Genomic DNA, 15099 nt, shown 5'->3' on the forward strand with positions numbered 1-15099 from the left:
GGGTAGGGAACCAATCGAAACAGACTTTCGACCTAAAAATAAAGATAATTGCAATGAAAAAGGACATTGTGAAAGGATGGTTGAAAGATGAAACAAAAGAGATTAGTTTCAGTGATTGGTGCATTAGTTTTAATAACTAGTGCAGTAGCGTTAATTAGCGGTTGTCAACAGGCGAACGGTAATCAGAATAATACTAGCAGTGATTGGAAGCCTGTTTCAAACAAGAGTGATTTAGTGGGAACATGGAAGGCAGACTTTTCAATGTCAGGAGTTGTAGGCACAAAAACGCTTTTTGTTGCTTCTGATTTTTCGGGTTATTTACAACACGAGGAGGATTATTCAAGCGCAGATGCATCATATGCAGCTTCTGTAGCTGGTGCTGTATCAGAGCTGGAAGATATAGGATTTATTGTTACCCATGATCCCGCGAACAAGACAATCAGTGCAAGACTAAATTTTACACCTGAAGTTTTGGAAGGAATGCTTTTATTTATAAAACTAAATTCATCAAAAACGAAGATAAAATTCGGTATGGGTGAAAATTCTATGGAATATACAAAGCAATAAGAAGCGATTAACCGATACTGATGAATCGCCCCCTAAACGTGGATAAACATTTCAATTTTAGGGGGTATCAAAAGACAAAAAATAAGATTAATGATAAAATAGTTGCCTTGTATGATGAGGCTATCTAAGAAATAATTGTTAAAAAAATAGTGATGAAGTAAAGAAACATAAAACATAGGATTTATTGTATGAATTTTGAGGGTTGGTATTTTATTATTCTGTATGTACTATATTAAAAATCTAACACGCAGTTCAAGACTGACAAAACCCGCTCTGAAGAGCAGCCGGCTAGACGCCGGTACGTTTTGCAGCTTAACTGCATGTTAGACAGATGCCTTGCGGCACGATAAGCTGAAACTTTGAAAAAGTAGGGTGTATTTTTTATAGATTAAAGCTTAAAACCCGAATTAATAGCTTAGATTATTTGAGTAAAGCTAATGTTTTATTATAATAATTAACTTGTTAAAGAAAATAAAACTTTATAGATATAATGAAGAAAAGGCTTGAGTCAACTTTATACATCTTGACAATTTAGTATGATTTTAAGATAATTATTTCGTAAAATCTTACGAATATTAGAGGTATATATGATTACTATAAAGCCTGTTTCGGATTTACGTAATTATAATGAAGTTTTGCAAGATGTTGCTGATGAATCGCCAGTCTTTCTTACTAAAAATGGCAGGGGGTGTTATGCGGTAATTTCCATAAGAGATTACGAAAAATTGACGGCTGTGAAAACTCTTTTTTATGAATTGAAGAAAGGTGAAGAATCTGCTTTGCAAAACGGATGGCTGGATACAACTGAATTCAGAAAAATGGCAGGACTTTGATGTTTGAGATAAAGATTGCTCCGCAAGCGGCAGCAGATTTACTTGAAATCAAAGATTATATAGAGAATGAATTTCAAAATCCCATTTCATTTCCTACGGATTATAAGTTCGTGCTTGCAAATAATTATTCAATATTTTATAGAATTAAAGACGAAGTTATAAGAATTGTAAGGACTTTGTATTCAAGAAGAGATTTTGTTCGTGTTTTGTTTGGAGAGAATAGCGTCTACCCCCCCGCTTCAAGCTGACATTTGCTTTGCCACGAAATTTGTTTGAAAGGTCGCTGCTGATACAGCTCTCTTTGGGTGCAACTTTCGCACCAACCTTGCCTTAAGCTTTGCGTCTTCGACTCGCCTATTTCCGGATTGGATTATTCTCCCGACACGGAAGGATGGCGGATTCGGTTTTGGCCTTTCTCAGTACGAAATCTTTTGTATAATATTATCTTTTTGCCGCCAGTTTTTGTTTACGCGGACTTGAAGATCTAATTGAACCTTATAAGGGAAGATTTTACGCATTTCGGCCATGGATTTTATCCTTATGCTTTTGATGACGGCTGCTCCCTTGCCTATGAGCATGGCTTTTTGACTTTCTTTTTCTACATAGAGGAAGGCTCTCACCCAGAGTTCTTTACCGTTTTTACGCATTTCGGCATCTTCTATACCTGCATAAATGGCGTGGGGAAGCTCCTCTCTGGTGTGGAGAATGGCTTGTTCTCTTATAATTTCCGTAATCCTAAAGACTACATCCTGATCTGTGTATATGTCCTCGGGGTAGAGGGCTTCTCCTTCAGGGAGGAGTTCTATGAGGATAGAAAGAATTTTATTTATGCCCTTATCCTTTAGGGCCGAAATCTCAAAGATTCTTTCTTGCGGAACATCGGGTAAGAGGCTTAAAAGCTCTTTTTTTACAAGTTCCGTCTTTGAGGACGTAAGGTCTGCCTTATTTAGGCCTATTACGGTTTTTTCTTGTAAGGGGGTAAGAAGAGAGCAGATGTTTTTTTCTTCTTCTCCGAATTCCCGTGAAAGGTCTATCAGATATAAGACTGCATCTCCTTCCTCTAAACGGGTTTTAGCGACTTCTTGAAGTTTTAGGTTTAATTTTTTTTCGGATTTGTGATAGCCGGGGGTGTCGATAAAAACTATCTGCCCCTTGGTAGTGTTTACGATACCCCTGATTGCGTTTCGGGTGGTTTGCGGAGTTGATGAAACAATCGAAATCTTTTCGCCTGAAGCCGTATTTAAAAAGGTTGACTTTCCGGCTGAAGGACGGCCTATTATCGTTACAACTCCGCTGTTCATTTTATGCGCTTTGGCATCCTTCACAAGATGTGCAAGAGTTAAACTTTACCTTGTTTTCAGTGAGCATAAGAACCTTTGTCGGGCAGCCTTCAACACACTTATTGCAGGAATCGCAAAGAGTGTAATCTACCTTGGGTATTCCGTCTATTACTTTAATAGCTCCCGTAGGACAATTCTTTTCGCACTTCATGCACTTTATGCAGCCCCGTTTACAGTTTTTCATAATTTGAGGCTTACGGGGATTTCTGCATGAACAGAGGGCTATGGCTCCTTTTTGATCGGCAGGAACTGTTGTTAGAACATGCTGCGGACATTGGGCAACACAGACGGCACAGCCGGTACACTTATCATAGTCTACTTCAGGAAGTCCGTTTTCTTTGATATGGATGGCATCAAAGGGACATGCCCGCTCGCAGTCTCCAAGGCCTATACAGCCCCAGTCACATTCCTTTGTTCCGTTAATTGAAATTTTTGCGGCCTTACATGTTTTTATGCCTACATAGTCACACTTGTTTCGGCAAACATCATGGGAGCCTTGACAGGTTAAAACGGCAACTCTGGCGGAAGCCGAGGCATCAACTCCCATTATTTTTCCTATAGCCGCTGCAACAGGGGCGGCTCCTACAGGACATCCGTTTACAGGCGCATCTCCTGCCGCAACTGCTGCTGCAAATCCGTCACAGCCGGGATAACCGCAGGCACCGCAGTTTGCTCCCGGAAGCACCTCTCTTACGGCTGCCGCCGTCTTATCCGGTTCCACATAAAATATTTTCTTAAAAAAGCCCAGTAAAAGCCCCAACAAAAGAGATAACACCAGCGATACGGCCAAGGTCAATAAAATAATATTCATGCATACTCCAATAAAACTTTATTTCCCTTACATAATGCCATATTTTTAGATTTTGTGCAAGTAATGGATTTTAAAAATAGGTTAAGAAAGTGGTAATTTTGACAAATGAAATTTGAAAATTGACATAATCTTATTTTTTCATTATAATTAGCCCTATGTTAAATCCTGAAAATATACGCAATTTTTGTATTGTAGCTCACATAGACCACGGCAAGTCGACCCTTTCCGATCGGCTTATCGAAAAAACTAAAATAATAGATGAAAGATATCACCGCAACCAAATGACCGATGATATGGATATAGAACGGGAGCGGGGTATTACTATAAAAAGTCATGCCGTCCGAATTCCTTACACGGCTAAGGACGGTAAAAACTATGTTTTAAACTTTGTCGATACTCCCGGCCATGTGGACTTTTCCTATGAGGTTTCGCGTGCCATTGCCTCCTGCGAGGGTGCTATCTTAATTGTAGATGCAACTCAAGGTGTTGAATCCCAAACCCTTTCAAATATGTATCTTGCCCTTGAACATGACTTGGAAATCCTCCCAGTTATAAACAAGATAGATTTACCTGCTGCCGATGTAGATGCAGTAAAGCATCAGATTGACCATGATTTGGGGCTTGATTCGGATGCGGCTGTAGCCGTTTCTGCAAAAACGGGACAAAACATTGATGCCCTTTTTGAAGCAATTATAACAACCTTTCCGCCCCCCAAGGGCTCAAAAGATAATCCCTTACAGGCTCTTATCTTCGACTGCCACTATGACCCTTACAGGGGTGTTGTAGTCCATGTGCGTGTCTTTGAAGGAATGATAAAACCGGGCATGACTATCCGCTTTATGAATACAGGGGGTGAATACAAGGTAGAAGAAACAGGAACCTTTGTCCTCGATCTTGTAAAGCAGGATTCCTTACAGGCGGGAGAAGTCGGCTACATAATTGCAGGTATAAAAACCGTCTCCGATGTCGGGGTAGGCGATACCATCACCGATGCCGCTTTTCCGTGCAATGCCCCATTATCAGGCTTTAAAGAAGTAAAGCCCGTAGTTTTTTCTTCAGTCTATCCTACTGATACAAACGATTACGAGGAGCTCCGCGAATCCTTTGAAAAGCTAAAACTGAACGATGCAAGTTTGACATGGGAAAAAGATTCTTCCATTGCACTCGGTCACGGATTTAGGTGCGGCTTTTTAGGCCTTCTTCATCTTGAAATTGTTCAAGAAAGATTGGAAAGAGAATTCGGCCAGTCGGTTATCTTTACGGCTCCTTCGGTGCGTTATAAAATTACCATGCGTACTGGAGAAGAAATTATTTGCGATAACCCTGCAGATTATCCCGATGAGGGGCTTATAGCCTCGGCTGAAGAGCCTTATATAAAGGCAACGGTTATAACGCCTGCTTCCTACCTCGGAAACATTATGTCCCTCTGTATGGAAAAGAGGGGAGTGCAGACCAATATGACATATTTGGATGAAAAAAGGGTCGAAATGACCTATGAGATGCCCTTGTCCGAGGTCTTATTTGAGTTTTATGACAGGCTTAAAAGCATAAGCCGGGGTTATGCTTCCTTTGATTATGAAGTTATCGAAACCCGTCCTACCGATTTGGCAAAGATTGATATTTTAATTAACGGAAAGCCAGTTGATGCTCTTGCCCAGCTTGCCTATAAACCGAGTGCCTATGATAAGGCCCGACTTGTCTGCGAAAAACTTAAAGATGAAATTCCTCGCCAACAGTTTAAGATACCGATTCAGGGAGCCATAGGCAGTCAGATAATAGCTCGAGAAACAATTTCGGCCTTGCGTAAGGACGTTCTTGCCAAGTGTTACGGTGGCGACATCACCCGAAAGCGTAAACTCCTCGAAAAACAAAAGGAAGGAAAAAAACGCATGAAAATGATAGGCGACGTAGAACTCCCGCAGTCTGCATTCTTGGCTGTATTAAAAACTAAAGAAGATTAAACTATTAGTAGGGTGAGAGACACCACGTTAATAGCGGTGGCTTTTCCCTTCTTAACCCAATCCCTTTTGACCTAATTTACAGTTTTTCGATTTCAGATTCAGAAAGGCCTGTAACATGCATAATTTTCTGAATTGAATCACCTAATTGTTTTAAGATTTTAGCTGTTTCTCGTTTATTGTCATAAGCACCTTTATCCCTAGCATCCATTTCAAAAGTGGACATTAACCTGTATTCCTGCCTTGCCTGTTCGTTTTGTTTTATTGCTTGTATCATAGTTTCTATCTCCCTTGTAAATTCATTATTCGGCTTACCTTTTTTAAGGTATTCTAAAAATTCTTTTAATTCTTTGTCCTCAGTGTTATTAAAGGCCTCTGCATTTATTATAACCTTTAGAGTGCCGTCTTGTAAAGGGGTATTTTTATCCTCTATACAAAGGTTTTCAAAGGTATAAATAGGCCTATTTTTACCTATAACATCAAACAAGCAAATAAAAATTATAAAGCTGTCATTTAAGTTATTATAGGAATTACCTTTGTCTAAAAACGAAATATCTACGGCAGCTTGGTAAAACCGCATACGCTTCGGGATATTGCGTTCATTGCTTACCTGCATTTCAATGTCATAAAGTTTACCGCTTTCCGCCTGCACCAAAACATCAAACCGTACGGACTTTGTCTGTTCATAAGTGTTAATATTATGTTGTACCGAGATATAGGTAATTTTTCCTATTGTATCTGATAATATCATTTCAATAAGACCTTTGCATAGCTTCGGATTTTGCATGATTTTACAAAACATAAAATCATCCGTAAATGTTAAATCTTCAAATCTTTTTGCCATTTGTTTTCTCCCATTATATTTATAGGGTGTATTTGAAAAAAAGAGTAAGTTAGAAAGAAGATATACAGAAACTCTGATTAGCGGGTAGAAAAATTTAATAATTTTTTTAAATTTTACTTGGTATTTTAAAATTTTTGATGTATAATGATAGAACGAAGTACAAATGTAGAAGTATAAAGTGTGAATGACCAGATGCAAAACGCCGTTTGATATTCCTCATTTCTCGTTTTCTGGAAACGGCTAAAATTCATCAATCCTCGAAAATTGATATTTTCTGCGGTTGATGAATTTATATGGAGGTCTTTATGAAAAAAATGTTTTTTGTTTTGATGATACTTGTTTTGACGGTGTCATCCTGTAATTTATTTTTAAATGAAGAATACGGCGAGCTTATTTTGAGCTTTGATGGAACACTTCCCGATGGAGCCAGAGCCTTGGATTCCAACGGACTTCCCGTTCTTTCATCTTCACGTATGAAAATTGATATAATCAAAGAGAACGGCTATACTGTAACGAGGGAACTAAGTGCCGAAGAACCTAAATCTCTGGTTGAGCTGGTTCCTGTCGGTGAAACGATAGAGATAATAGTTACGGCGATTAACCCATCCGGTCAATGGTCGGGGATGGCTTCTCACACTGTAGTTTCAGGTCAAAATCATGTAAGAGTCCTCTTAAACAAAAACGTTTCCGGCTTAAACAATCTTTTGTTTACTCAAACTGTAGATGTCAAGCTCTGCTTCAACTTAACCCTCTACATGGGTGGAAAAGAAATTATGGCTCCCGGTTCGAAGCCACCTGCTCAGGAAAAACCGTACAGCTTTGCTCGCGACAGTAAGGGGCGGCTTTATGTCAGATATAAAGACTCCAATGTTTGGCTTGTCCGATATACGAGTGAGGGTGAACTTGATGTCCATCCGGCAGTTACAACGACGATCAAATTTCTCGCAAACGATTATACAACGGGAAAAATGTACGGGACGGATGGAGCTAACTTTGTAGAAATACGGGATGATTTGACTCCAGACCCTGTTTCTGGAGCCCCTTCCGTGACTGAGCTTTTTGCCGTAGATAACGGCAGAGTGGCATGGCTGTCCGGAAGTTCCGGTGCTTCCGGTAATATAAAAATAAACGCTGCAAGTTTGACCGGGGCATCTCATTCAGATACTCAGATTAATTCTCATATTAACATTGCCGGCTGCATGCCATCGGAAGTAAACGATCTTTTTATCCGCGGCGATTATGTATATGTGCTTTTTACTACAGTTAATGAAAGTATAACATCAAGTGATCCTAACCTTTACTCTTTAGGCGGGATTGTCCGTTATAATATAAACAATTTGACTGCTCCTCCTGTAAAAATCGGTTTTTCAGACAGCGTCAGCTTTGAAAATCGGGCAGTGCCCTCCTCTTATTATTCCAAGAACTTTTACGGGGCGATAAAAGTAATCGGTTTTGATGAAGAAAATATCTATATAGCCGATGACGGCTTTGATGCCGCTTATTTTGCTGAAAGTCCCCGTATCGTTAAAAACCGCAACCGTATAGCAGCTCTTAATATGGAAACAAATGCCTTGAGTTTTTTGGATGAAAGAACTGCAAAATGGTATAACGAATGGAAAGAGCGGCGTGCGCCCGATACCAAGACTATTGTATGGAACAAGGTGCATGATGAAAACGGCGCTTTCAAAAAAACGATATTCAAAGAGCAGGGGGCATCTGATAATTTGTTTGAAACCGCATCAAACCGTGAGGGCATTTTTACCTTTGATCAAAGCGGTACCTTGTATATTCCCCATGTTGACGGTTTCGATAACAAAATTAAACGCTTTGTGCAAAATGAAAACGGATCATATGAAGAAAACAAAAGCTGTCAAATTACCAATTTCCCCGATTTTATTGCGGCGGATACTTCTTGTTCCCTTAAATTTGTGGTCAGTGGTAATGATGCATATTACAATGTCTTATATTATGCAAACTATAGCAGCAATTTGGTGGAAAGATTGGTATGGCAAGATAACTTCGGAACCGCTTCCAAGGATATCGGATACAGTGCTGCAGGTGCTGCAATAAGCAGCGGCTGGGAAGTTACCGCACTTGCGGCGAATAAGGACGGCCTTTTCGTCGCTCTCCGTAAGCAAGATTCAGGCACGCATACCTACGGTATTAAAATAGAACGATACGCTAAAGATTCCGGCGCTTTATCGGGATCCGTTATTCTTGTACCTGAAGGAACTTCCGGTACAAAAGACAGCTTTAGAATCGATGAAAAAATAACAGCCTTACACATTCAGGACGGCATCTTGTATGCTTTAACCGCAAAAGAAATGAAAGACTCCAGCCCGAAACAGTACTTATTTTCTTCGGGTAAATTATGGTATATAAGCGGTACGGCCGATTTCGGGGATAGCAAAAGGGTATTGTATGCATCAAGTGAAACAAGTTCAGAAGATGATACATTGGAGAAAAACTTTACTCCCTGTCGCTTTATAGCCGTCAAACCGAAAAAACTGGTTATCGCTTCCGACGGATATTATGCTAAAGAACCGGGTTGGTATACGCCGAAGAATTTTGACAAGGTTGTTACCTTTGACATAGGTTCTTGGACACCTCTCGGGGAGCCGGTTGAAAATACTACGTTTACAACGGTTTTAACGGTTTCCGCGGGGTATCATTTTTTACCGTGATGGTTCCCCTTATAAGTCTTTCCGTTCCGGTGTATGGAACGGAAAGCTCTTTGCCCGTTCTTTTGGACAGTATTTTAGTGCAAAGTTTCTCTGCCGGCAGTGTCGGTCGGGAGGACGCTTTCTCTCATAAAGAAGATACTGTGCGCTCTCTGCATCCTTTGCGGTTAAATAAAAAAGATAAAACCTCTAATCAGGCAGGCTGCCCCCCTATCGAAATCCTCATCATAAATGACGGAAGCCCTGGCGGTGATTCTTTACCTAAAATCCTTAAACCCTATAAAAAAAAGTTTAAAAACCTCGGCGTGCCTCTGATTCTTTTGGAACACCGCAAAAATATGGGACTTTTTGAAGCCCGTCGTACGGGAGCTATAGCTGCATCGGGAGAATGGGTATGCTGCATCGATTCGGACGATTCCCTTCCGCCCGATGCTCTTTTGAATTTTTACGAGGGATTACTTGCTTCCGGCAATGGCACTCTTTCAAATGCGGCGGACATTATTCACGGCAAAATGGATTTAACCGTGCGGGATACGGATAAAATCGATGCCGAAGACCGCAAAAGATTTGAGCAAAAGGCGGAAATTGTAAAATCGGTTTTTAACGGCAGCCTTTCGGGTAACGAGATTCTTGACAATTTTTTAATCAAAAAAGAACATAACGGTTTTTTGTGTGCAAAACTCTTTCGCACTCGTATTCTGCGTTCGGTATACGAAAAGCTTCCCCATACCTACTGTATCAACGCCGAAGATTTACTGTTGTATTTTTTTATCTTGCTTGAAAAACCGTCCTATTACGGTATAGATAAGACTGTATACAATTACAGTCAGGATTCGGGCATTACTTCCAAGAATCAAATTACAAATCTTGAGCGCTGGGAAAAAGTGTGCTCTACCTCTTCGGTATTTACCCTTATTTTTTCGTATCTTGACGAACACCCCTTTCCCAGAGATTCGGCTCCCGCCTTAATAAAAGAACTGCGTGCAATATGCAACACATATCTTGCCTCAAACATTAACCAACTTAAACGTCTTGTTATCCCCTCCCTCCAAGCCGAAGCTTACTCAATTCTCTGCGATTACTGGGGCGAGGATTATGTAAAGCAAATTGAAAAAAGCATGAAGGATGAATAGGCTAAGGGGTTAAATTAAAAAAAACGCCAAGGCCGCAAAGCGTTGAGCTTCGCTCAACTTCGCAAAGAGAAAATTAAAGAATATCTTAACAAAGCTACCCTCAAATTCCTTTGCGCTCTCTGCGGGCGTTGTGGTTAAATAAAAAACTGCCCTTACAAAATTGCCGAAGTTGTGGTATAATACAATCAAGAGAGGGCATAGTTATGAGTACGTCAAACAGAAGATATAAAGACTCAGTGTTTGTCGATTTGTTCAGTGAAGACGAAAAGCAAAAGAAAATTTCTTGTCGCTTTACAACGCATTGCACGGCACCAATTTACCGCTTTCGTCTCCGGTAGAAAACATACGACTTGAAAACGTTATGTACATGAACATAATAAACGATGTTTCATGCCTTGTAGATGGTAAAATCATTGTATTGGCTGAACATCAATCTACGATAAACGAAAATATGCCATTGCGCTTTTTAGAATACATAGCGCGTCTCTATGAAAAACTGCAAGCACCGACGGACAGGTATTTAAGAAAGTTATCAAAAATACCGACACCTGAATTTTATGTCTTTTATAATGGATTAGACGATTACCTTGAAACTACGGTTCTAAAACTTTCGGATGCTTTTATTATAAAGTCCGAACACGCTCCGCTGGAACTAACAGTGCAGGTTTTAAACATCAACACGGACAAAGCAAACAAAGTGTTAACAGCCTGCAAGCAGCTAGAAGAGTACAGTCTCTTTGTAGAAGAAGTGAGAAAGCAAACACAACTCGACAACGAAAAAGGTTTTACTAATGCAGTAAAAATATGCATAGAAAAAGGAATCTTAAAAGAATATTTAATGAGAAAATCACGGGAGGTAATAAATATGTTAGTAGCCGAATATGACTACGATACTGATATAGCCGTACAAAGAGCTGAGGAAAGACAAATAGCTTTTGCCGACGGTTCGTACCAAACAAAACTTGAAACGGCAAAATTGATGAAACATGCTAATTGTGAAATTGATTTTATTATGCAGATGACCGGTCTCAGTAAAGAAGAAGTGGAAGCGGTTAATTAATTTGTAACGGACAGCCTCGATTTTTCATAAGTTTAGCTGTTTCTTTCTTAGTTTCATAAAAAAATTCCTTTGCGGTCTTTGTATCTTTGCGGTTAAATTAGGGGTATGGTTAAAATAAAGAAAGAAAACCTCTGATACGGTAAGCTAATTTTTATAGAGCTTCAATTTCTTCGCAGCTTAAGCCTGTCCTTTCGGCTATTTTAGCAATATCAAAGCCAAGCCGCTTAAAAGCCATAGCCGTTTCAAGCCTCGCTTGGTGCGAGCCTTAAGCTATGCCTTGTGCTATGCCTGCTTTCCAGCCTTCATTCCGTGCGTCTCTTTCAAATGAGTTGATTAACATATACTCCCTTACATAAAAACTTTTTGCAGCAAATATCAATTTGCGAAAAAAGTTTTTTCCTTGGCTTTTGCAACGAAGTGAAAAAGCACATATAATAATGCGATGTTTGCCGAAAGGCAAACTCGGTAGATAAACAGTTAGGCTGAATTCCTGCCGAACTGTTTATCATACCTCCTAAGTTATTCACTTTGTTTTACCTCTTTTATCCGCTGCTTTACTTTTTGGATAAACTCATCATTGCTTGCCTTACCGTTCATATACTGTAAAAAACTTTTAAGTGCAGGACTTGCTTCTTTTTCGGCTGCCTTGCTGTTAATGATTATTTTTGTAATACCGTCGGCAAGCTGTATTTTTGTGTTTTCGGTGCATAAGGTTTTAAATGTGTATACAGGTAAAGCTTCATAAGGTTTGTTTTTATCCAGAACGCTTATATCTATTGCAGATTGATAGTACCGGATGCGGCGGGCTAAGTCGTCTTTGTTGATTGCCTGCATTTCCACATCATAGATTGTGCCGTTTAAGTCTTTAGCCCAAACGTCAAAGCGTACGCCTTTTGCACTTCCTGCATCGGCTACCGTTTTTTGTAATTGAACGTCGATAATGGGTTCTGTTTTATCGTGCAGCACAATGTTTAAAAGCGTTTTACAGATATCCGTATTTTCATGACACGGTAGAACATATAATCATCTGCAATCGTCGACAGTAATCGACCTCCTGTCGATGTTTTGCCTTCAGGCAAAACTCGAAGTTCAATTCTGCTGTAGGAAGAATTGATACAAACTCTAAGCTGAAAAATGTACTCAGGATGTAATTCCCCAACCGCCATGGATGGCGGTGGTTATGTCAAATGCGTACGTCCTTGTACGCATTTGACACCGAGTTTTTCAAAGACAAGCTTTGAAAAACATCGCAATAGTCGACAGTAATCGACCTCCTGTCGATGTTTTGCCTTCAGGCAAAACTCGAAGTTCAATTCTGCGTATGCAGAATTGATACAAACTCTAAGCTGAAAATCGGACACGAATGTCCGATTTTCAGCTGACCCCCTTTCTCTTTTCCTAAAAGAATGGTATAATCGGCACGTTATTCTTTTAATGTAACTTAAATTTAATTTTAAGGATGGGAACAATTTATGAGCAAAAAGACCAACGATATTATTGTTATAGGTTTTGCTTTATTTGCTATGTTTTTAGGAGCCGGAAACTTAATATTTCCGCCTACCTTGGGGCATTTATCCGGAAAAGACTGGGGGTTTTCTCTTTTAGGATTTTTGGTAACGGGGGTAGGTATGCCTGTTTTGGGTATAATATCCATGGGAAAATGCGATGGGCACCTCTCCAACTTTACAAAAAATATAAATCAGTTATTCGGCACCTTTTTTATAATTTTTGTTATGCTTATAATAGGGCCTCTTTTTGCTATTCCGAGGACGGCTGCTACCACTTATGAAATAGCTATCAGACCCAACTTCGGGATAAGTTCTGTTTTATCATCTTTTATATTCTTTGCGATAACCCTTTTCTTTGTCCTAACACCGAATGATGTTGTTGACAGGGTAGGAAAGTTTTTAACGCCTGCCTTGATAGCCGTTTTAGGCCTCTTGGTTATAAAGGGCTTTATTACTCCCATAGGTAGGCCATCAGATCCTTCAGTCGATAAGATATTTTTAAGAGGCTTTAAAGAAGGCTATCAAACTATGGACGCTCTAGGCTCTATGATATTGGCTACAATAGTTATTTCGAGTATTACGGCAAAAGGGTACACTGAAAAAAAATCACTTTTAAAGATGACTATCTGGACAGGGCTTATTGCTTGTATAGGCTTGGGACTTGTTTACGGCGGGCTAGTATATGTAGGAGCAACCGGAAGTGCCGTCTTGCCTGATAATCTTTCGCGAACTGAAATTGTAGTTAAGTCCAGTGAAATATTATGGGGAAGGGGAGGTAGAATTGTTTTAGGCTTAGCAATAGGTTTGGCCTGTTTGACTACCTCAATAGGTCTTACTGCAACTGCAGGCGAATATTTTTCCAAAAGATTTAAAGACGATATAAGCTACCGTGCTACGGTTATAATTATCTGCGTTGTAAGTTTTTTCCTTTCAAATTTCGGTGTAGATAATATTATCTCTATTGCGGGGCCGATTCTTGAAGTCATCTATCCTGTTGCAATTGTGTTGATAGTTTTAAATTTGTTTGCAGAATTTATACCGAACAAGTATTTTTTCCATGGTGCGGTAATAGGCACTCTTTCGATAAGTATCCTTCAAGGCTGGGTTGCAGCTCAGGAGCTTATCAATAATTTGCTTATTAAACTTGAAGCCTTTCCGGCTATGGATCAAGTGGCTCTGAGCTTTAATACTACTATCAACGTATTAAAGACCCTCCCTTTTGAAGGCATAGGATTTCCTTGGCTCCTTCCTGCATTGGGGGCTTCTCTCTTGTTCGGTTTTGGCTATATTATTATGAAAAAAACGGAAACAGCTCCCTCGATGAAGGAAGAATCCGGAGAAAATAAGGATGAATAATGGCTGAGATAGAAAAAGTTGATTTATTGGATTTGGATGAAGAAGATTACGATACGGTTTTAGCTCCGGATATTTATTTTAGCGGTAAGATTGAATGTAAAAAGCCTTTTATGATTAAAGGGCATGTAGAAGGTTTTTTGGTTTCAACAAGCGATGTAACCGTTGATGAAAATTCTATCGTTAAGGCTAATATTCGGGCAGATAGGGTTGTAATCAAGGGATCTGTAGAAGGAAATGTCTTAGCCGATACTATCGTGCATGTTTTTTCCTGCGGAAAGCTTATAGGTGATGTTACGGCTCCCGAAGTTGTTCTTGAAAGCGGCTGCGTATTTAACGGTATCTGTACTATGACAAAGGATAATCAATTTGGAAGATAAAAAGAAAGAAATTAATTCGGTGTTTAAATTTGCTCTGATTTTTTTTCTATTTGCTGCGCCCTGCCTTTTTTCTCAAAATAAGCCTGATGCTCTTGTTTTGTATAAAAAAGGCCGCTATGCAGAGGCTATTGCCGTATGCGAGGCTGAAATTAAAGAGTCTCCTAATAACTTGGATAGTTATGTCGTAATGACATGGGCTCTCTTGGCCGACGGTCAATATCAAAAAACCTACGATATGAGTGAGGCAGGGCGTAAAATTGCTCAAACCGATCCGCGTCTTATAGCCACTCAGGCAGAGGCCTGTTATCATTTGGGCAAAAATTCCGAAGCCCTTAAACTTTTTCAAGACTATATTTCTTATGCGCCTAACGGTGTGCGTATTTCTTCTTCCTATTATTTTATGGGAGAAATATATTTACGGATGGCAAAATACAGGCATGCCGATATTGCTTTTTCGGTAGCTGTTACCTTGGAGGCTTTTAACAGTCTTTGGTGGGTACGCTTAGGCTATGCAAGAGAGCAGACAAAAGAATACCGCTATTCCCTTGAGGCATACAATAAGGCCTTGAGTTTAAATAAAAATCTTGTTGACGCTCAAAAGGGGCGTGAAAGGGTCTTACAGCGTTTTTAA

13 protein-coding genes and 1 pseudogene are annotated in these 15099 nt (G+C 39.7%); 10 read left to right on the forward strand and 4 right to left on the reverse strand.

What is annotated here, in order from left to right; genetic code table 11:
• Positions 1-87 precede the first annotated feature (87 nt).
• From JO40_RS09815 to JO40_RS09825, 3 genes are all read left to right on the forward strand, one after another.
• Complete coding sequence (locus JO40_RS09815) at positions 88-567, forward strand: hypothetical protein (RefSeq protein ID WP_044979181.1); 480 nt, start codon at positions 88-90, stop codon at positions 565-567.
• A 587-nt stretch (positions 568-1154) separates the two neighbouring features.
• The gene (locus tag JO40_RS09820; RefSeq protein WP_044979182.1) at positions 1155-1400 is read left to right on the forward strand and encodes a type II toxin-antitoxin system prevent-host-death family antitoxin; all 246 of its coding nucleotides are present in this window, start codon (positions 1155-1157) and stop codon (positions 1398-1400) included.
• On the forward strand, positions 1400-1648 hold the full coding sequence (locus tag JO40_RS09825; protein WP_044979183.1) for a type II toxin-antitoxin system RelE/ParE family toxin: 249 nt from the start codon (positions 1400-1402) through the stop codon (positions 1646-1648). The genes JO40_RS09820 and JO40_RS09825 overlap by 1 nt, the downstream gene beginning before the upstream one ends.
• Before the next feature lie 168 nt (positions 1649-1816).
• Here the strand turns inward: JO40_RS09825 and era are convergent, their stop codons facing one another.
• Positions 1817-2701, reverse strand: coding sequence for a GTPase Era (era, locus tag JO40_RS09830; RefSeq protein WP_044979184.1), 885 nt, complete (start codon positions 2699-2701; stop codon positions 1817-1819).
• A 1-nt stretch (position 2702) separates the two neighbouring features.
• Positions 2703-3551 carry an RnfABCDGE type electron transport complex subunit B gene (locus JO40_RS09835; protein ID WP_044979185.1) on the reverse strand — a complete coding sequence of 283 codons (849 nt, stop codon included), beginning with the start codon at positions 3549-3551 and terminating at the stop codon, positions 2703-2705.
• A gap of 155 nt (positions 3552-3706) precedes the next feature.
• Here JO40_RS09835 and lepA point away from each other — a divergent pair, with 155 nt between their 5' ends.
• Complete coding sequence (gene lepA, locus JO40_RS09840) at positions 3707-5512, forward strand: translation elongation factor 4 (protein WP_044979187.1); 1806 nt, start codon at positions 3707-3709, stop codon at positions 5510-5512.
• 76 nt (positions 5513-5588) lie between these two features.
• On the opposite strand, the gene JO40_RS09845 is transcribed toward lepA, so the two are convergent.
• A complete protein-coding gene (locus tag JO40_RS09845) occupies positions 5589-6353 on the reverse strand; it encodes an Rpn family recombination-promoting nuclease/putative transposase (RefSeq protein ID WP_044979188.1) in 765 nt (254 codons plus the stop codon).
• Between the two features lie 305 nt (positions 6354-6658).
• On the opposite strand from JO40_RS09845, the gene JO40_RS09850 reads away from it, so the two are divergent.
• From JO40_RS09850 to JO40_RS09860, 3 genes and pseudogenes are all read left to right on the forward strand, one after another.
• The gene (locus JO40_RS09850; RefSeq protein WP_044979189.1) at positions 6659-9037 is read left to right on the forward strand and encodes a hypothetical protein; all 2379 of its coding nucleotides are present in this window, start codon (positions 6659-6661) and stop codon (positions 9035-9037) included.
• On the forward strand, positions 9037-10167 hold the full coding sequence (locus JO40_RS09855) for a glycosyltransferase family 2 protein (RefSeq protein WP_044979190.1): 1131 nt from the start codon (positions 9037-9039) through the stop codon (positions 10165-10167). Before JO40_RS09850 ends, JO40_RS09855 begins: the two co-directional genes overlap by 1 nt.
• Positions 10168-10370: 203 nt before the next feature.
• A pseudogene (locus JO40_RS09860) lies at positions 10371-11227 on the forward strand (Rpn family recombination-promoting nuclease/putative transposase).
• 519 nt (positions 11228-11746) lie between these two features.
• On the opposite strand, the gene JO40_RS09875 reads toward JO40_RS09860, so the two are convergent.
• Entirely contained in the window at positions 11747-12193 is a 447-nt protein-coding gene (locus JO40_RS09875; RefSeq protein ID WP_049992361.1) for a PD-(D/E)XK nuclease family transposase, read from the reverse strand.
• Positions 12194-12699: 506 nt separating this feature from the next.
• Between JO40_RS09875 and brnQ the strand changes: the two genes are divergently transcribed.
• From brnQ to JO40_RS09890, 3 genes are read left to right on the forward strand one after another with little or no spacing between them, the layout of a single operon-like run.
• Positions 12700-14091, forward strand: coding sequence for a branched-chain amino acid transport system II carrier protein (brnQ, locus tag JO40_RS09880; protein WP_044979192.1), 1392 nt, complete (start codon positions 12700-12702; stop codon positions 14089-14091).
• Complete coding sequence (locus JO40_RS09885; RefSeq protein WP_044979193.1) at positions 14091-14468, forward strand: bactofilin family protein; 378 nt, start codon at positions 14091-14093, stop codon at positions 14466-14468. The genes brnQ and JO40_RS09885 overlap by 1 nt, the downstream gene beginning before the upstream one ends.
• Positions 14458-15099, forward strand: a complete 642-nt coding sequence (locus JO40_RS09890) for a tetratricopeptide repeat protein (protein ID WP_044979194.1) — start codon at positions 14458-14460, stop codon at positions 15097-15099. Before JO40_RS09885 ends, JO40_RS09890 begins: the two co-directional genes overlap by 11 nt.

Source organism: Treponema putidum (genome assembly GCF_000755145.1).
GTDB classification, from domain to species: domain Bacteria; phylum Spirochaetota; class Spirochaetia; order Treponematales; family Treponemataceae; genus Treponema_B; species Treponema_B putidum.

Bases quoted from the DNA above. Each gene is read 5' to 3' on its own strand.
- JO40_RS09815 (WP_044979181.1), top strand. From the start codon at position 88: ATGAAACAAAAGAGATTAGTTTCAGTGATTGGTGCATTAGTTTTAATA.
- JO40_RS09820 (WP_044979182.1), top strand. From the start codon at position 1,155: ATGATTACTATAAAGCCTGTTTCGGATTTACGTAATTATAATGAAGTT.
- JO40_RS09825 (WP_044979183.1), top strand. From the start codon at position 1,400: ATGTTTGAGATAAAGATTGCTCCGCAAGCGGCAGCAGATTTACTTGAA.
- era (WP_044979184.1), bottom strand. From the start codon at position 2,701: ATGAACAGCGGAGTTGTAACGATAATAGGCCGTCCTTCAGCCGGAAAG.
- JO40_RS09835 (WP_044979185.1), bottom strand. From the start codon at position 3,551: ATGAATATTATTTTATTGACCTTGGCCGTATCGCTGGTGTTATCTCTT.
- lepA (WP_044979187.1), top strand. From the start codon at position 3,707: ATGTTAAATCCTGAAAATATACGCAATTTTTGTATTGTAGCTCACATA.
- JO40_RS09845 (WP_044979188.1), bottom strand. From the start codon at position 6,353: ATGGCAAAAAGATTTGAAGATTTAACATTTACGGATGATTTTATGTTT.
- JO40_RS09850 (WP_044979189.1), top strand. From the start codon at position 6,659: ATGAAAAAAATGTTTTTTGTTTTGATGATACTTGTTTTGACGGTGTCA.
- JO40_RS09855 (WP_044979190.1), top strand. From the start codon at position 9,037: ATGGTTCCCCTTATAAGTCTTTCCGTTCCGGTGTATGGAACGGAAAGC.
- brnQ (WP_044979192.1), top strand. From the start codon at position 12,700: ATGAGCAAAAAGACCAACGATATTATTGTTATAGGTTTTGCTTTATTT.
- JO40_RS09885 (WP_044979193.1), top strand. From the start codon at position 14,091: ATGGCTGAGATAGAAAAAGTTGATTTATTGGATTTGGATGAAGAAGAT.